The sequence below is a fragment of the Carboxylicivirga sp. genome, assembly GCF_982718395.1.
Map to the genome: position 1 here is coordinate 1 of NZ_CEXQWX010000126.1, position 17,877 is coordinate 17,877.

Annotated in this window: 17 protein-coding genes; 4 read left to right on the forward strand and 13 right to left on the reverse strand. The window is 36.6% G+C overall.

Annotated elements, in window-relative coordinates:
• The 8 genes from AC4MRQ_RS18835 to ruvX all read right to left on the reverse strand — a co-directional run.
• The coding region (locus AC4MRQ_RS18835; protein WP_491199258.1) for a glycosyltransferase family 2 protein at nt 1-731 on the reverse strand (731 nt) is incomplete at its 3' end.
• Entirely contained in the window at nt 728-1,945 is a 1,218-nt protein-coding gene (locus tag AC4MRQ_RS18840) for a hypothetical protein (RefSeq protein ID WP_491199259.1), read from the reverse strand. The genes AC4MRQ_RS18835 and AC4MRQ_RS18840, both read right to left, overlap by 4 nt.
• Nucleotides 1,942-3,168, reverse strand: a complete 1,227-nt coding sequence (locus AC4MRQ_RS18845; protein WP_491199260.1) for a glycosyltransferase — start codon at nt 3,166-3,168, stop codon at nt 1,942-1,944. The genes AC4MRQ_RS18840 and AC4MRQ_RS18845 overlap by 4 nt, the downstream gene beginning before the upstream one ends.
• Nucleotides 3,165-4,286, reverse strand: coding sequence for a glycosyltransferase family 4 protein (locus tag AC4MRQ_RS18850; protein ID WP_491199261.1), 1,122 nt, complete (start codon nt 4,284-4,286; stop codon nt 3,165-3,167). The genes AC4MRQ_RS18845 and AC4MRQ_RS18850 overlap by 4 nt, the downstream gene beginning before the upstream one ends.
• Nucleotides 4,287-4,292: 6 nt before the next feature.
• Nucleotides 4,293-6,653: a GumC family protein gene (locus AC4MRQ_RS18855; RefSeq protein ID WP_491199262.1), complete on the reverse strand. Its 2,361-nt coding sequence runs from the start codon at nt 6,651-6,653 to the stop codon at nt 4,293-4,295.
• Between the two features lie 2 nt (nt 6,654-6,655).
• Complete coding sequence (locus tag AC4MRQ_RS18860) at nt 6,656-7,423, reverse strand: polysaccharide biosynthesis/export family protein (protein WP_491199263.1); 768 nt, start codon at nt 7,421-7,423, stop codon at nt 6,656-6,658.
• Nucleotides 7,424-7,550: 127 nt separating this feature from the next.
• Nucleotides 7,551-8,096, reverse strand: coding sequence for a peptide deformylase (def, locus tag AC4MRQ_RS18865; protein ID WP_491199264.1), 546 nt, complete (start codon nt 8,094-8,096; stop codon nt 7,551-7,553).
• A complete protein-coding gene (gene ruvX / locus AC4MRQ_RS18870) occupies nt 8,093-8,509 on the reverse strand; it encodes a Holliday junction resolvase RuvX (RefSeq protein ID WP_491199265.1) in 417 nt (138 codons plus the stop codon). Before ruvX ends, def begins: the two co-directional genes overlap by 4 nt.
• Before the next feature lie 143 nt (nt 8,510-8,652).
• Here ruvX and AC4MRQ_RS18875 point away from each other — a divergent pair, with 143 nt between their 5' ends.
• Together AC4MRQ_RS18875 and AC4MRQ_RS18880 are read left to right on the forward strand one after the other, a co-directional pair.
• Nucleotides 8,653-9,171 (forward strand): RNA polymerase sigma factor, encoded by a 519-nt coding sequence (locus AC4MRQ_RS18875; protein WP_491199266.1) that lies wholly within the window; start codon nt 8,653-8,655, stop codon nt 9,169-9,171.
• The gene (locus tag AC4MRQ_RS18880) at nt 9,161-9,703 is read left to right on the forward strand and encodes a hypothetical protein (RefSeq protein WP_491199267.1); all 543 of its coding nucleotides are present in this window, start codon (nt 9,161-9,163) and stop codon (nt 9,701-9,703) included. Before AC4MRQ_RS18875 ends, AC4MRQ_RS18880 begins: the two co-directional genes overlap by 11 nt.
• 62 nt (nt 9,704-9,765) lie before the next feature.
• Here the strand turns inward: AC4MRQ_RS18880 and AC4MRQ_RS18885 are convergent, their stop codons facing one another.
• Nucleotides 9,766-10,152, reverse strand: coding sequence for a hypothetical protein (locus tag AC4MRQ_RS18885; protein ID WP_491199268.1), 387 nt, complete (start codon nt 10,150-10,152; stop codon nt 9,766-9,768).
• Between the two features lie 365 nt (nt 10,153-10,517).
• Here AC4MRQ_RS18885 and AC4MRQ_RS18890 point away from each other — a divergent pair, with 365 nt between their 5' ends.
• On the forward strand, nt 10,518-11,435 hold the full coding sequence (locus AC4MRQ_RS18890; protein WP_491199269.1) for a sensor histidine kinase: 918 nt from the start codon (nt 10,518-10,520) through the stop codon (nt 11,433-11,435).
• Nucleotides 11,428-12,147, forward strand: a complete 720-nt coding sequence (locus tag AC4MRQ_RS18895; RefSeq protein ID WP_491199270.1) for a LytR/AlgR family response regulator transcription factor — start codon at nt 11,428-11,430, stop codon at nt 12,145-12,147. Before AC4MRQ_RS18890 ends, AC4MRQ_RS18895 begins: the two co-directional genes overlap by 8 nt.
• Nucleotides 12,148-12,244: 97 nt before the next feature.
• On the opposite strand, the gene AC4MRQ_RS18900 is transcribed toward AC4MRQ_RS18895, so the two are convergent.
• From AC4MRQ_RS18900 to AC4MRQ_RS18915, 4 genes are all read right to left on the reverse strand, one after another.
• Nucleotides 12,245-12,397, reverse strand: coding sequence for a putative PEP-binding protein (locus tag AC4MRQ_RS18900; protein WP_491199271.1), 153 nt, complete (start codon nt 12,395-12,397; stop codon nt 12,245-12,247).
• 180 nt (nt 12,398-12,577) lie between these two features.
• A complete protein-coding gene (gene ppdK, locus AC4MRQ_RS18905) occupies nt 12,578-15,292 on the reverse strand; it encodes a pyruvate, phosphate dikinase (RefSeq protein ID WP_491199272.1) in 2,715 nt (904 codons plus the stop codon).
• Between the two features lie 362 nt (nt 15,293-15,654).
• Complete coding sequence (locus AC4MRQ_RS18910; protein WP_491199273.1) at nt 15,655-17,019, reverse strand: FAD-dependent oxidoreductase; 1,365 nt, start codon at nt 17,017-17,019, stop codon at nt 15,655-15,657.
• 255 nt (nt 17,020-17,274) lie between these two features.
• The coding region (locus AC4MRQ_RS18915) for a beta/alpha barrel domain-containing protein (protein WP_491199274.1) at nt 17,275-17,877 on the reverse strand (603 nt) is incomplete at its 5' end.

Below are 17,877 nucleotides of genomic sequence, written 5' to 3' on the forward strand. Positions count from 1 at the left end.
GGGTTAAAAAATGAAGAAAGGTAACTACCTAATGGTTGTTTTATGAAAGTTCTGCCTTTTCCTGTCGATTCAATTATCGACGATACTTCATTCTCCCAATCAATATTGACCTCAATCCCTTTTTTCACTGCCCTTAAAGTAAAGTCATAATCGGCTGCATATTGAGGAAAGTGTTTATCATCATACAGTCCTATTTTATCAAAAGCCAATCGTGGAATTAAGGTACCCCTACCATTTAAGCATACCGTTGAATGTATACCCGTTAACGATTGATTTATTCGGGTAAAGGCCTGGTGGTACTTTACTTCTTTTGCAGCATACCATTTAATATCTTTTACACCGCTGAAAAAGACATACTTCTCTTCTTTTTTAATGGTATTCAAACAGCCAATTACTGCATCGGGACTGTTTTTATGTCTGCTCAGCAAAGACTCCAGCCAATTAGTATCAATTGTCGTATCATCATTTAAAGTTATTATGACATCTGCTTTTTCATTCAGCGCTGTTCTAAATCCCTGATTCATCGAATAACTCCACCACCAGTTACCATTTCCTTTTACAATCAAAGTTTCGGGATATAAATGCTTCACTTCATCACTTGTTCCGTCTGTTGAACCATCATCGACTAATACAACTTTAAAATCTTGGTAGGTTTGTTCTGACAATAGTCGAAGACAATTAAGTGTGTGATCTTTACGGTTAAAAACAGCTATTACAATAAATACATTCATATTAGCTCCTCCTTTTCCTCACTTGTTAATCGACCATAAAGCATTGGTAACATTGTCAATCCAATAAATAGCACTTTGGTAAAATATATTTCGGAGAAGCCAATTAAGAACACTGTTCCTAATGCAAGCAAGCTAAAGAACCTATTGCTACCGTACACATTTGAATATGTTTGAAATCCACGATATAACAATGCAAAATACAATAGAAATATTGGCAAACCGTATATTGCCAGAAAATCGGTTACACCATTGTTTCGATGTCGTTGCCTGTCATCCTGGCTATCTTGAAAACGCATTGTATCCGAACGCCCTACTCCTACAAACGGACTACTGAAAAAGTCATTAAAATCAAGCATTGCACTCTTAAAACGCGTATTATAAGTTTGACTAGTATAGGACATCTTACTGATCACCTTTTCTCCAAGAAATCCTACATTGACAAATAAATAGGCACCCGCAAGAATAAGTAACGGAACCATTATAAGGCGTTTGAACGCACTCCCCTGAACAAGATAGAAGCCTATAATGATGAATAGTAATACAATAAGTCCTGTTGTTGAGAAGGTAGAAATCATACCAATCATTAGCCAATTGTTTGTTTTATTAAATAAGGTGCCATTTTTTATCACATTAAATAACAAAGCAATACTTATAAAACCGGCAAAAGCAGCAGGTTCCCAAAAGGGGCCTGAATTCCGTTTGATGGCAACTAAACCCTCTCCAATTGTATTGATCGTATAAACAATAATATTGTCAGGAATCCGGTAAGATCCTTCTTTTAGAAACGGGTGTTTGAAATAGGATGATATATTTATAAGGGCCTGTTCGAAAGCAGAGACATAAGAGCTCAAATAAAAGAACAAGCTGATAATAACTGAAATGACCAGTATTTGTATGTAATTATTTATCAGCTTCACTCCAACCGACCTGATAACCAAATAAGCGAAAGCAATTCTAATATGAAGGCCTATAAATGTTTTTAGTGGTAAATCATAGAATTTTAGTGTTTGCCCTAGCTGAACAGCTAAAGCTATCAGCAGATAATATATAATCGCTTTGTCAATCTTTCGTTTTCGATAAACAAAAACTGATAACGGAATCAACAAACAAACGATCAACACCTCTATACGCGAACGATAAAAGAATGGTATACCAGAGAATGCCACCAGCAGATAAACCAAAGTATAATCTATTATGCGCGATAGGTTAATCATTGTTTTACCAACATTTCTTTATATAATTCCAAATGTTCTTGTGCTACGTTATCTGGTGAAAAGGTTTTTTCGACTTTTTGTCGCCCATTAATTCCCAGCTCCAACAGACGTTCTTTATTCCCGGTGCACCAGCTAATACCACGAGCAAGGTCATTTGATTCGTACGGTTCAGCCAGATAACCGTTAAACTTGTGTTCCACCATGTTATCATTTCCGCCAATACGAAAACAAACTACAGGCGTTGCACACGCTAATGATTCGACAATCATATTCGATAGATTCTCCTGCTTCGATGGCACAACCACAACATCTACAGATGACAGATAATTAATCAATAACCTATCATTATCAATATATCCAGCATTAAATACTTCCATATCAATATCGTTGAATTGCTCTGAACCATTACTTCCGATAATTACTAAAGCATATTCATCTGAAGGTAAGCTTCTAATTGCCTCATAAACATATCTAAAGCCCTTATTTAGATCAGACAAAACATCAACTGCAGCTATTAGGATTTTCTTTTTTTCACATTTGTCCAGTTCATCAATGTGCTCATTGTTATTTTTAAACAGCTCCAGGTCGATGCAATTGGGAATATTTACCACCTTCATATTTTGAAGCAACTTGCTATTTTTGGCACACTCTTTCATCCATGTACTCGGACCAATGAATGTACTATTAGAGATATTTTCGTAAATATCTTTTTTATACTTCTGAATATTGGTAGATATATTTGCCCGATTTGAATCAATCAATTGTGGACAGGAATGACAAGTATCTATATATTTTAAACATTCTCTTGTATAATGACATCCACCAGTGAAATGCCACATATCATGCATTGTGACAACAATTGGTATTTCAATATTTTTCAGGTCAGCGAAGTCTATAAATCCTCTGTTTACCCAATGAAGATGAATAATATCTGCACCTGATTCTTTCACCAATCTGGACAATTTTATTCCCCATTGTCCATTGGAGAACATAACGTATGGCTCCTTAACTTTTAACTGCTTTTTCTCGATCTTGACATACAGCTTTTTAAGCCATTTATTTACAAAACCTTTTTGAATTTGGATAACAGAATCATCACTCGATTTTTTATCACCAACCCACATTATCGAATCAACGCCTATGCCTTGTAAAGCTTTATTCAAACGATACGCAGCGCGTCCAGCACCAAAATAATCCTTCCCTGTTATATGCAGTACCTTCATAACATTTGCTTTAACAAGTTACCAACCACTTCATCCGGATCGTGTTTACTCTTCACATAGTCATATGATCTATCTAATACCTCTTCATCAATTTTCGCCGTATTGATAATAGATGATAAATGCTCACTTAATTTCTGCAAATTACCATCGAACACAAATCCGTTTCTATTATCTGCAAACACTCCGTCAGGATTTAGGTTAAGACTCAAAACCAATACTTTATTGTACCATGATTGTAAAAAGGTATTTGGCATGCCTTCCTTTTCACTGGTATTAATAAAGACTTTTGCTCTGGCAAACCAATTCGCTGTTTCTTCATAGCTACATTCACCAAGAACTTCTACTCTTGTTGATTCCAAACCTTGAATATCATTATCAATTCTGCCGATCATTACAAAGCGCCACTCTTGATGGTTGCTAAAGCGATCTGCCAGCTCCAAGAACAATTGTGGTTGCTTTACAGGATGCATATTTCCAACCCAAAGAACAATGTTCTCCTTTTTTTGATTGTTTTGCGGTTGCAAGGCAATGCTTGGTATGATTATACTTGATATGTTAAAGTTTTGCCTCAAAAGTTGTTGCTGTTCATAATTCTGACACACAACCAGATTTGCTGATTGTTTCCCAAATTCGATCAGTTTATCAACCAATGAAAAGTCAACTTTTCGAATCAAACGTTTTAGTCTCGATCTATATGAAAATGTGCGTAACTCGCTTATATACTTTTTTCTTTGAGCATCCTGATCCTGCGCCAAAGCATAGGTCATATGCCTATTATAAAACTTACAATGTAATGCACATGCGCCGGTTAATGCAAAATCGGTTCGTTGATAATAGTAACCAGACTTAGTGTTAAACAGATTCCATAAAGCGCTTAAAAACTCAAATGCCCGAAATTTATATTTACGGTAGGTTAAATAAGTAATACGTTCATCAAAATAAGGGCTTGTCTTTTTTATTTTCTGTTCTTTTTTTCTCCCATATAGCAGTTCGACTTGCCATCCCCGCTTTAAAAACTCCTTTGTTAAGTAATAGACCTGAAGTTCAGCTCCACCAGTTGTAAATGTCACATAATTAGGAATAACAAAGCAAATTGATTTAGATCGAATACCAGGCATACAAAACTATTTTGTCAGTGCATTATATTTATCGTAGTATTCGTAACGATACTTCTTACCTTCCAAACGACTGGCATTTAATACCAACCCTACTTTTTCGATTTCTTTACCTTTTAATTCATCCATAATTGACGACACTATCGGCAGTCGACTGTAATTTTCGCGTACAACAAACACATTGACGTCGGAGTGTTCGGCCAATAATAAAGCATCGCTCACTACACCAACCGGAGACGAGTCAATAACAATGTAGTCATATTTCTGTCGCAGGCGGGTAAAAAGCTCATTTGTAATATCATTACCAATTAATTCGGCTGGATTCGGAGGAACAATACCCGGAGCAATTATATCCATGTTTGGATATTGTGTCGATTGAGGTAAATCATCAATACCAATATTATTAACATACAAGGCTGTTAGCCCTTGTTCCGGTTTGGTTATTATATCTTTGAATTGATTGTTTTTACGCAAATCAAACCCCACTAAAACAACTTTCTTATCCAGCTGAGCCAATGATAAGGCGAGGTTAAGAGACACGAAACTTTTACCTTCTCCAGCTATACTTGAAGTTACCAATATTGACTTATGCTCTTCTCCTTTCAGGTAATAAAACAGATTAGTACGTATCGTCCTAAATGTCTCAGTAATGGCCGAAGTTGGTTCGCTGATAACAACATCATCCTGGTTAGCCTTATTTTTTATGATGGCACCAAGAAACGCAAGATTTTTAAAGCCATCCAGTGAATCTTCTCCTTTCACACGGTCGTCGAAAAAACGAACCAGCAGAATAAGAAATGAAGGAATAATTAATGACAATATAAATGCGACACCATAATTTATTTTGGTATTCGGGAATACTCGCCGAACCACCTGCGCTGGCTCTACAATTTCATGCTCCGGTAAATTGGAAGCTTTGGCAATCTGAGCTTCAGCACGTCGTTGTAGTAAGAAAGTATAAATGGCATCATTCAACTTGAATTTTCGCTCAAAACCTATCAGTTGCCTTTCTGTTTTCGGCAAATCTTCAACATTACGTTTCATTTTGCCGATTTGAACTCCCAAATCTGCCAAGGTTTTCTCAAGCGTACTTATTGAGAAGTTAATATTCTCGATGATGGGGCGCTTTAAGCTTTCAATCTGCACTTCCAGATTTCGCAAATACGGACTTTTTTGCTGCCTTTTTCCCAATAATTCATTACGCTGATTAACCAAAGCAATCAAGTCACGCATCAGTTCATTCAGTGTTTGATCTGTTATTCCCATTGATGATGGAACAACCAAATCAGCCAGATCATCGTTCTCTTCAAAAAATTCATCCAGGTATTGATAATACTTTAATTGACGATCCAGTGTCGCCTTTTCAATTTCCAATTGCTGTAAGCGTTCATATATTCGCCCCGCTTTACTGGTAATATTAATTACCTGGTTACCTGCACGAAATGACTCCAACTGGTTTTCGGCATAACTTAAAGAGTCTGAAATTTCATCGAGCTGATAATTAATATATTCAATGGTATTTTGTGCGAAATGATTTTTTCTATCCAGATTCTTCTTAAGGTATAGGTTGGTAAGGGTTCTGATAAATGCAAGTGCCTTCTGAGGTGAGTTATCTTTCATTGTTAATTTAACAATGCTGACCTCCGCATTTTCCGGGTGAACTTTTAACTGTTCTGCAACTTGTTTGACGATCGTATTTTTATCTCTAAATTTGAAAGTAAACGATTTACCAACCACATCATCCAAATCAACCTGCGGATTTAAATAAACCCGAAATCTGCCATATTGATTCTGAACTACATCCGACTGAAAAAAAGTTCCATCGAGTTCCAGGTTGGCATTGGTCTGAGTCACATCACCAGAGCTATAATCAACCAACTTAACATCCTTCTTAAAAGCATTTATATGAAATTTTCCATCGTTGAAAAATTCCAGTTCAAAATCTACATCAATGGCTTGAATATGACTTGAATCGTACACAACATTAAACGGTTCCCTTCCAAACAATTCTTTCTTTACAAAGCCATCTTCCTGGTAATATTCAATTTCCAAATTAAGTTGTTCTACCGTTTCTTGTAACAATGGTGTTGACCTTAAAATCAACATTTCATTTTGAAAAGTCCGCTTTTGATCAAACAATTGAAAGCTCTGTAAAAATTCAACGGCTTTTTTGCTTTCAAAGGCTGTATTCTCTTTTATGTAAATGCTCGACTTAACTTCATAAACCGGTGGTATCAGCTTACTCAATACAAATGTTACCCCAATAAAAAACACTATTGACAGTATGTAAAGAAACCAGTTCTTTTTTAATACTGCGATTAACTTCCTCACATCTAAATATTGGTCATTCCCGTTATCAATTGGTGCCATATTTAATCCTTTATGTAATCAGCAATCAATATAAATGTAGTAATACTAGATAAGATCAGTGCCCAAGGGAAAGTTTGAAATCCCCAATGACGTCTTTTAAGTGGTTCAATATAAACAATATCGTTGGGTTGCAAATAAAAACTATTTGATCCAAGTAAACTAACTGAGGTAAGATCAATTCGCTGTTTAGTAACAACATTATTGGTTTCGCGAACTAAAACGGCATATTCTCGATTACCATACTCGGTAACATCGCCGGCCATACCTAAAGCCTGTAAAATATTAATATACTCGCTTGCATAGAAATAACGCCCGGGACGATCGACACTACCTAATACAGTGATACTCTTATTGACAAATGAAACTTTCACTGAAGGCGCATTAAGATAAAGTTCCAATTCCTGCCTGATCTTCTCAGCAGCCTCATCAGCCTTTAAACCTATAACACTAAATTTACCAATTATTGGTAGATCAATGTTACCATCAACATCTACGGAATAAGAAACCATTGCTAAATCAGCTTCGGAGCGTCCTCCCCCATAACGATTGGCATCGTTACTCATAAAATTAATGCTGCCATCATCAAAACTTCCTACCTGAATATATAATTGGTCGAAAGCCTTAATCGTATCTTTCGACTTTACATTATTAAATTCCTGAAGATGTGCTATTTGAGCTTCATCCTGCAGGTAAACTATTTTCTTTTGTGGAACACAAGCAACAAAGCACATGCTGATGAGCAGGCATAGCCAATTTAAAGTTCGAGACATTTGGTTAAATTTTAAACTCTTAAAATTAGCATTTACCTGCTGCGAACCTATTTTTTTTTATTAACGGTTCGTTTTCTATTACAAAAGGCCAAAATTATAGGATTTCAATAATGAATTACCTATTTAACTACATCACTTTGTAGCTAGCTTGCGTTTTACCGTTAGTAATAGATCTTAATTTATATTGAATTAATAAACGATCCAACAAATTTAAATAATCAACAAATAGCTTACCCTCCAAATGATCGTATTCGTGCTGGATTACTCTTGAAGCAAACCCTTCAAAATCGATAGTATGTGGGTTAAATTCCTCATCTTGATAATGCACTCTTATTTTATCCTGTCGACGCACTTTTTTGTGAATACCCGGTATGCTTAAACAACCCTCAGAAAAAGAGACTGACTTTGATGGCAGAAGTTCTATTTGGGGATTGATAAACACCCTTTTAAATCCTTTCAGCTCGGGATACTCATCTTTAAATACGTCGAGATCAATAACAATCAGGCGGATAGATAGTCCAACCTGTGGAGCTGCCAATCCAATACCATCGGTACGATACATGGTAGCCCACATATCTTTTATAAGCTGTTCCAATGATGGGTAATCTTTTGTTATCGGCTGAGCTATTTGCCTTAGGACCGGATGACCATAAACTGCAATTGGGAGAATCATATAGAGTTTTGCTCAAGGTACGTTTGAAGAATAATTGTTGCACTCACTTTATCAATCAGTGCTTTATTTTGACGGGCTTTCTTTTTTAAACCTCCATCAATCATAGCTTGAAATGCTATTTTTGAAGTAAATCGTTCATCCACCCATTCTATAGGTAATTCAGGAAAGTTCTTTTTGACACGATTAACAAATGGTTCGATGTATTTCATCGATTCAGAAACTTCACCGCTTGTTTGCGTCGGATATCCCATAACAATGCGCTCTACTTCCTCTTCTTTCATATATTTCACCAAAAAGTCATAAAGCTCATGCGATGGCACGGTTGTTAATCCGTTGGCTATAATTTTCATCGGATCGGTAACCGCTATTCCACTCTTTTTTCGTCCGTAATCGATTGCTAAAATACGTCCCACTTGTTTCTTTTTTTGGCAAAGATATAGAAATCCAATTTTGTCAGTAACAAGACGAAATCTGATTTCAGAAAAAAAAGTGTGTTTATTTTGTAACTATTCAACCAAGACAGGTACTAATTAATAGAACTAAATTGGAAACTACGTTGAAAAAAGAAGAACGATTTAACAAGATTGTAGTGGAAAACAAGGAGCGAATACTTCGCATATGCCGCTATTACAATGCTAACATTGCAGATCAAAAAGATATGTATCAGGAAATTCTGATTAACATTTGGAAATGCCTGGATCATTACCGGGGAGAGGCATCTATTAATACCTGGGTATATCGGGTAGCTGTTAACACAGCATTGAGTTATACAGGTAAAGCGTTCCGGGAAATGAAATTGATGGTAGACGCTGATACCGAAAATTTGCACCTCGTTATCAATGACAATGAACTTGAACAAAAGCAAATAGAGGAAGAACAGCTTATTCTCCTCAAAATTGAACTAAACACCTTGTCTGTTATCGATAAAGCTCTGGTTTCATTAATGCTTGAAGGACTTTCGATGAAAGAGATTTCAGATGTTATTGGTATCTCTGAATCCAATGTAAAGGTGAAAATACATCGCATTAAAGCTCAATTAAAAACCCGTTTAAACAAATACAGCTATGAAAAATAATGAACATCAATCTGAAGATATAAATATGCATACTCTTATTTCTAAAATGCAAAAGGAAGATTCAAATTATGCCAATCTTTGCAGGAGACTACAATGGCTGTATTGGGTATTGGCTCCTCTTTACCTTGTAATGATGGTCAGACATTATTTTGACGATGGAACCAAAGAAGATATGATTGGTAATGCCTGTTTTTTTCTGGCCATGTTATCTTTTGGATTATTGTTGAGGAAATATCAAAAGGAATATCAAGGAGTGAATTATGCTCTTCCTACTTTATTGATGCTAAAACAAGCTGTTAATCGCTACAGCCCTTTTACAAAACGCACACTATTGGTTATTCCCGGAGTTGTATTGGCGTATATTGGTTTTATCCTCTCTGCATCGAATTTTACAAGCCCGATTTTTGTACATGCATTTTTTGGTGGCGCCATTTTAGTTGGTGTTACAGGCGGATTAATTTACTGGAAAACAAAATACAAGTCATTGAGAGATGATGCAAAAAAGATGTTAAGGGATATTGAGAATGGCTAATTGATAGTACTAAAGCGCGACTTATATATGACGCGCTTTTTTCTTTGCAATACTAAATTATGTCACTTAAGATTCCCTTTATCATCAAAAGCTTCTTTCTTTTTCATCCAAAATAGTGCCAGGATGCCGGAACGAGCGATAAGAAAAACAATCACGGCGAACAATGGATTCAAAATCGCCATTTTTAGCCCTTCGGCCAGGAGTTTGGGTGTTAGTTCTCCCTGAGCCTGCACGTTATCAAAAGCCATAATTAATCCGGCCGTATGCCCCAGGAATCCCCAGGCAACTGCAAACCAACTTAAGGAAGCAATTAAAGCGATTGTTTTCCCATTGCTGTTTTGGTCGATAAATCCTTTAACAATTAATACAATTACAACAATCATCAGGATCATAAGTGGATATGAAAAGAATGGTCCACCATCATTAAACTTGTCAAATAAAGCGCTCATAACAAACGTGTTTTGATTAATACTGAACCAAATGTAAACCCATTAAGCATGGCATCTTTTCATTTGCGACCAACGAACAAATGATCATTGAATTCGGATGAAAAACATCGGTAAGTTGGAAATAATATCAGTTATCTGCAAAAAAGCATGGTAAATCAGTTATCCGTCGATTTTTTTAATATTATCATGCAAAAAACTGTAATATTGTGATAATGACGCAGTCAATTGTCAAAAGGATAAAAACATTAGGACTCCATTTACTCTTTTGGACAGGAGTATGGTTCTTTTTTTATTATTTTTTCAGCTATAATTCAAATGACTCTGTTTATATCACTTGGTTCTCAAGCTGTTTACTTCCATTAACGATGAGCGTTACGTATTTTGTTGAACGACATCTAATACCGCGTTATCTCCTTACTCGTCAGTACTGGCGATTTGCGATATATAGTTTCTATACTTTGGTTACTTCATCCTATTTAATTGTATTGGCATTATATGCCTGCTTAATTTTTCTATTAAAATTTAATGTGGCCATTATGCCACCTATGAGCAAGAACTTCTTATTCATTCTAATCCTTGTTTATATTGTTGTTGGTGTTATCAGTTTTATAAGTGTACTTAATCACAATTTCAGAACTGATTCGAAAAACCGTGAACTTGAGAATAAAATATTAGCAACTCAACTCCAGTTAAAGGAGCAGGAGCTCAACTACCTTAAACGTCAAATTCATCCTCATTTTCTCTTTAATACACTCAATACTATTTATGGTTTTGCACTAAAGCAATCTAAGCATACGCCTGAGATTATTTTAAAGCTATCAAACCTGCTCGACTATATTCTATACCAAATCAATCAACCGCAGGTAAGTCTGCGAGAGGAAGTTCTGCACATACAGGAATATATTGAATTGGAAAAAATTCGTTTTAAAGATAGTTTACGAGTTGACATGCAAATTAATGTCATCGACAAGACAATAAATATTGCACCAATGTTATTAATACCATTTATTGAAAATGCATTTAAGCACGGCAATATTATTGATGGATATCTTACCATTAATGTGAAGATTAAGATAAACGACAATCAGCTTATATTTTCGATTGATAACTCTTTTAAAATGGATGAAGCAAACCATACCAAAACTGGTATCGGACTTGAAAATATACGAAAACGCCTCGACATTCATTACAAAGATGCTTATATGCTTACAAATACAGTGAAACAGAATCGTTACCATATAACCTTAAAGTTGCTGAATTTAAACCTTGTAGCCAATGACTGATAAGATCTCTTGCATCGTTGTTGATGATGAACCGGTTGCTCGTGAAGTATTAGCAGAGCATCTGGCAAAAATTGATAACATTCACTTGTTGGGCATGTGCAAAAATGCCCTGGAAGCTTTTCATTGGCTTAGTTCGCATATCATAGATATAGTTTTTCTGGATATCAACATGCCGGAAATATCAGGCCTTGATTTTGCAAAAACTATCAATCGAGATATTAAAATAATCTTTACCACCGCTTACAGAGAATATGCCGTCGAAGGGTTCGACCTGAAAGCAGTTGATTATCTGCTGAAACCAATTGCTTTTGATCGTTTGCTACAAGCACTCCAAAAATATAAGGATGAGACAGCACCTTTCATCAAACCTACACCTCAAAAAATTGAAACGGAAAACAATGATTTTATTTTTGTTCGTGCTGATCGCAAGATGATAAAAATCGATTTTCCTGACATTCTATACATTGAAAGCCTGAGCGATTACATTAAAATTCACCTTTCCAATAAACAGGTTATAACCAGGGAAACTATTACAAATATTGAAGCCAAACTGCCTCAAAATGATTTCCTTCGTATTCATCGATCAATTATTGTAGCCATCAATAAAATTACTTCATACACTAATGAAGAGGTGGAAATAAATGAGAAATATCTTCCTATAAGTCGAAGTTACAAACCGGATGTCTTAAGTCGATTAAATACTATTTGTTAGCTGTTTGTTCTTAAAATCTTTGTTGGTTTTTAGCCTTAAAAGAAAAAGAGCCGCTCCCAAAGGAACGGCTCTTTATATATCAATTCGTTATTTTCGATTAACGAAGGTTTGCCTGAGCAGCAGCTAAGCGAGCAATAGGCACACGGAATGGAGAACATGAAACGTAATCCAGACCTGTGCGGTGACAGAACTCAACTGATGATGGCTCACCCAACATAGACACATCGCTCACCACAGATACCTGATTCAAGGTTGGTACAAGAAATATTCGTACTAAAGTATGTATCGCACTTGCAGTGCTACAACAATATTGTTATTGTCGATAGGCCTGCGACCTATCCTGTTACGTATTTGCCTTTCAGGCAATAATCTCTTATAAAAAAGCCGCCCCAAAGGAACGGCTCTTTATATATCAATTCGTTATTTTCGATTAACGAAGGTTTGCCTGAGCTGCAGCTAAGCGAGCAATCGGCACACGGAAAGGAGAACATGAAACGTAATCCAAACCTGTTCTGTGACAGAACTCAACTGATGATGGCTCTCCACCATGCTCACCACAGATACCTAACTTAAGATCAGAGCGTGTTGCACGACCTTTTTGACATCCTGTTTCCACTAACTGTCCAACACCAGTCTGGTCAAGTGCCTGGAATGGATCTTGCTTCAAGATACCTTTCTCGATGTAGATAGGTAAGAATTTACCTGCATCATCACGTGAGTATCCGAAAGTCATCTGCGTTAAGTCGTTTGTACCGAATGAGAAGAATTCTGCTACTTCAGCTACCTCATCAGCAGTTAATGCAGCGCGAGGAATCTCAATCATTGTACCTACTAAGTAGTCAACTTCAGTTCCTTTTTCTTCGAATACTTTAGCAGCTGTAGCACGAATGATTTCTTCCTGCATCTTCAACTCCTTAACAGTACCGATCAATGGAACCATGATTTCAGGCTTAGGATTCAATCCTTCCAATTTCAAGTCACAAGCTGCTTCGATGATAGCGCGTGCCTGCATCTCAGTAATCTCAGGATAAGTGTTACCTAAACGACAACCACGGTGACCTAACATTGGGTTGAATTCGTGTAAAGACTCAACTTTTTCAGCTACAACCTTCACATCAACACCTAACTTCTCAGCCATTTCTTTCTGTGAAGCTGCATCGTTTGGAGTAAACTCGTGCAATGGTGGATCGAGTAAGCGAATAGTTACACCAAATCCGTCCATCGCTTTCAAGATTCCGTGGAAATCTTCGCGCTGGATAGGTAATAATTTCTTCAATGCTTCTTTACGACCTTCTACGTCCTCAGCAAGGATCATTTCACGCATCTTCCAGATACGGTCACCTTCGAAGAACATGTGCTCTGTACGACAAAGACCAATACCTTTAGCACCAAACTCACGAGCAGTCTGTGCATCAGCAGGCGTATCGGCGTTGGTACGAACGTACATGCGTGTGTTCTTTTCAGCTAAATCCATGATCTTACCGAAGTCACCGTCCAATGAAGGCGTAATAGTTGCTACTTTACCTTCGTATACAATACCAGTAGTACCGTTCAATGAGATGAAGTCACCTTCTTTGTATTCAACACCATTGATGGCCATTGAAGAACCAGATACCAATAAACCAGCTGCAGATGAGATACAACACTTGCCCATACCACGAGCTACTACAGCTGCGTGAGAAGTCATACCACCACGCTCAGTTAAGATACCTTCAGCAGCGTACATACCTTTCAAGTCTTCCGGAGAAGTCTCGCGACGAACCAAAATTACTTTTTTGCCATCAGCAGCCCACTGTTCAGCAGCTTCAGCTGAGAATACGATCTGACCAGTAGCAGCACCCGGAGAAGCTGGCAAACCTTTAGACAATTCTTTAGCTGAATCTAAAGCAGCCTGATCAAATACAGGGTGTAATAATTCATCTAATTTATTTGGCTCCTGACGTAGGATAGCAGTTTTTTCGTCGATACGTCCTTCTTCCAACATATCTACAGCCATTTTTACCATAGCTGCACCAGTACGCTTACCATTACGAGTTTGCAACATCCAAAGCTTACCATCCTGTACAGTAAACTCCATATCCTGCATATCACTATAGTGAACCTCTAACTTCTGCTGTACTTCGTTTAACTCAGCGTATAACTCAGGCATTGCTTCTTCCATAGAAAGGAAGTTAGCCTTACGGGCTTCTTCAGAAGTACCGTTGCGCTCTGCCCAACGCTGAGAACCAATTTTTGTAATTTCAAGAGGTGTACGTACACCAGCTACCACATCTTCACCCTGAGCATTGATTAAGTACTCACCGTTGAATAGGTCTTCACCAGTTGCTGCATCACGAGAGAAACATACACCTGTAGCAGATGTTTCACCCATGTTACCGTATACCATTGCCTGAACGTTTACAGCTGTACCCCACTCGTCAGGAATCTGCTCCATACGACGGTAAAGAATAGCACGCTCAGTATTCCATGAATCAAATACTGCGCAAACAGCACCCCAAAGCTGATCCCAAGGGTTAGTCGGGAAATCAACACCTGCATGCTCACGAACAACAGCTTTGTAACTTTCAACCAAAGCTTTAAGGTCTTCAACTGTTAATTCAGTATCTAATTTATATCCTTTTGCTTCTTTTAATTCATCCAAAACAACTTCGAATGGGTTGTGCTGACCTTCTTCAGCCTCAACTCCCATTACTACGTCACCATACATGTGGATGAAACGACGATATGAATCGTAAGCAAATTTCTCGTTACCTGATTTTTCAGCAACAATTTTTACTGCGTCATCATTCATACCAAGGTTAAGAACTGTGTTCATCATACCTGGCATAGAAGCACGAGCACCTGAACGAACAGATAATAACAATGGGAAAGCCTCACCAGTAGAACCAAACTTAGCATTCATTACTTTTTCAGTTGCTGCTACACCAGCTTCAACTTCAGCTCTCATTAATTCAACAACAGCTTCTTTACCTTTTTGATTGTACTCTGTACACACCTCGGTTGTAATTGTAAAACCAGCTGGAACAGGAACCCCGATAAGGTTCATTTCAGCAAGGTTGGCACCTTTACCTCCGAGCAAATTTCTCATATCAGCTTTACCTTCAGCTTGTCCGTTACCGAAGGTATAAACGCGTTTATTGCTCATACTTAGATTATTAAATATTTATTATAAAATAGTAGTTATCAATGAATTCAAGATGTTTTTAAGCAAAACTTCAAAAACCTTACAAATAAACAAAAAATTTGGGAAAGTCACTACCTCAAATCATGTCACTTATTTCTTAAACTTAGTTGAGACATTCCTCAATTATGGTTTAATCTCTTTGATTAATCTTCCAATCGGGTATCTTGGATATAAAGGTAATTCCTTTTGGAATGTTTCGTGAACCCAAACATCTTAAAAAAACAAAAATGACTTGAAATAATCATGCAAATTATCTCAAGTCATCTTTATTAATACTATTAAAAGGCCTTATTTTTTATAAGGTCATCTGATTTTTAAGTCGTCTATAAGGTTGATTTCTTCAGGTACTTTTCACAGATATAATCAATCAATTGATCATTAACTTCATCTACATTTTCATTTTCGAACACCGCACTTAATAAATCATTTTGCCGCTGACTTCGTATCGCAATTTCAGAAAAAGGAATACTGGAAAAAGCAATCATTGGATATAATGGCACCCAGTCATCATTTAATTTCTCCCATAGTTTACGGTTAATTAACCATTTTTTGTGGTAGTTTTTATCGTTGCTTATTCCTAAGGAAGTAAAATTCTTCAAAGACATATCTGCAATTGCATCCGTATCCTTTACTCTTACATTTGAAAACCTTTCAAATACAGTATCCAAATCATTATTATACTCTTCCAGTAAATTGTCAAAAACAGTACAATCTTCAAAACCCACGTTCATTCCCATAGCAAAAAAAGGTGCAATTGCATGAGATGCGTCTCCTATTAACAACACCTGTTTTTTGTAATGCCAGGGGCTACATTTTAGCGAATAGATCTTTGATATTGGATTTCGAATAAACTGGTCACTTAAATCCGGTATAAGTTTAGCAACGTCAGAAAAATATTCATGAAAAAATTCAATTACCTTCTCATGAGTATCAAGCTTACTTAAAGATGTTTTACCTTCAAACTTCAAAAACAATGTACATGTAAATGACTTATTTATATTAGGCAAAGCAACTAAATTAAATGACCCTCTTGGCCAAACATGAACCACACCGGGGTCCAATTTGTAATCTTGATTCTCATCAGGCGGAATAACTAATTCTTTATATCCATATTCAGGTGAAAACCTATTATATCCATTCACCTGGTTTTCAAACATTCCTTGAGCAATAACAGAGAATACTCCATCAGCACCAATTATTTTTTGATATTTGTTTGTTGTTCTTAAACCATTCTGGGCATTTAACAGCTCAACTTCGCAAGTATCATAATCAACTTTGGTACATGCCGTATCAAAAATGATGTTTACCAATCCTGTTTGTTCAGCTCTTGATAACAATTTCGAGTTTAAATATTTCCTGTCAATTGTGTAAATGGATTGCCCGTTTCGTCCATATTCCTGCCTCTGTGTTGAGCCATTACTCATATGGACTTTTCTCGCACTTTTAGCAACTGTGTTTTTTAAAATTTCCTGATCAAGACCAACTTTTTGTAATCCTTTCCAACCTCTATTTGAAATTGACATCGCAATGGTTCTTCCTCCGGGAATATCAGCGATTCTCATATCGCTTCTTTTTTCAATAAGATCTACTGAAAAACCTCTCTCTGCAAGGAGAATAGCTAACAAGCTTCCTACCAAACCTGCTCCAACTATACATACATCCGCCTTATTACTTTTTTCCGTATACATTTCTTTTATTTATACATTCTTAGCTTATTTAAACACAGTGTTCTACAGTCACATGTAATACTTTCTGATAACACTTATTAGTAATACCTTTATTTTACTTTACATTTCGAATTCCTGAACATTCTTGTAATGGATTCTAAACAATTTTCGTAGTAATCCTGAAATCCATAACATTGTTCGTTAGAGAATATTTATTTTACAAAATATGCCGATAACAAAACGACATATTTTGTAAGTTCTTTAAAGAATTATTGCTTAACTGACCGGATATTTCTTCAGATATTCTTTAGCTTTCATCAGATAATCAACATACTGTGCCCGACGATAAGCATGTGGATCATCCACATTTTTCTTTGAAAGTTTACCTTTAAAGTCAGTAATACTCTCATAACCTTTCGCCTTCATCCATGCTTTCAGTTCCTCAAGCATCTTGCTAATCTGGATAACTCCGTTTTTATAAACGGTGCTTACAATCTGCACCGCATCTGCTCCAGCCAGTAACATGGTAATGACATCTTCGCCATCAACAATACCGGTATTGCTGCATATGCTACCGTTGAGATTGCCGGCTAACAACCCTGCAAAACGCAAAGACAGGCGATTATCACCTTTATTACTTAGATTATAAGGAATGCGTAGTTGTTCATTTTCAACATCAATATCAGGTTGGAACAAACGGTTAAACAACACAAAACCATCTGCACCGTTTTTATCCATGAGATCGGTGAGTAATTCCTGGTCGAGAGACCCCCAATTAACACCGATGCGTACAGTTTTATTGTGTTCAATGGCAATTTTAATAATGCTGGCAAAATTCTCATCATGCGTAACAATAACCAAGGTCTGGTCAAACTTATC

Coding starts and splice junctions, on each gene's coding strand:
- AC4MRQ_RS18840 (WP_491199259.1), bottom strand. CDS start 1,945: ATGATTAACCTATCGCGCATAATAGATTATACTTTGGTTTATCTGCTG.
- AC4MRQ_RS18845 (WP_491199260.1), bottom strand. CDS start 3,168: ATGAAGGTACTGCATATAACAGGGAAGGATTATTTTGGTGCTGGACGC.
- AC4MRQ_RS18850 (WP_491199261.1), bottom strand. CDS start 4,286: ATGCCTGGTATTCGATCTAAATCAATTTGCTTTGTTATTCCTAATTAT.
- AC4MRQ_RS18855 (WP_491199262.1), bottom strand. CDS start 6,653: ATGGCACCAATTGATAACGGGAATGACCAATATTTAGATGTGAGGAAG.
- AC4MRQ_RS18860 (WP_491199263.1), bottom strand. CDS start 7,423: ATGTCTCGAACTTTAAATTGGCTATGCCTGCTCATCAGCATGTGCTTT.
- def (WP_491199264.1), bottom strand. CDS start 8,096: ATGATTCTCCCAATTGCAGTTTATGGTCATCCGGTCCTAAGGCAAATA.
- AC4MRQ_RS18880 (WP_491199267.1), top strand. CDS start 9,161: ATGAAAAATAATGAACATCAATCTGAAGATATAAATATGCATACTCTT.
- AC4MRQ_RS18885 (WP_491199268.1), bottom strand. CDS start 10,152: ATGAGCGCTTTATTTGACAAGTTTAATGATGGTGGACCATTCTTTTCA.
- AC4MRQ_RS18890 (WP_491199269.1), top strand. CDS start 10,518: ATGAGCGTTACGTATTTTGTTGAACGACATCTAATACCGCGTTATCTC.
- AC4MRQ_RS18895 (WP_491199270.1), top strand. CDS start 11,428: ATGACTGATAAGATCTCTTGCATCGTTGTTGATGATGAACCGGTTGCT.
- ppdK (WP_491199272.1), bottom strand. CDS start 15,292: ATGAGCAATAAACGCGTTTATACCTTCGGTAACGGACAAGCTGAAGGT.
- AC4MRQ_RS18910 (WP_491199273.1), bottom strand. CDS start 17,019: ATGTATACGGAAAAAAGTAATAAGGCGGATGTATGTATAGTTGGAGCA.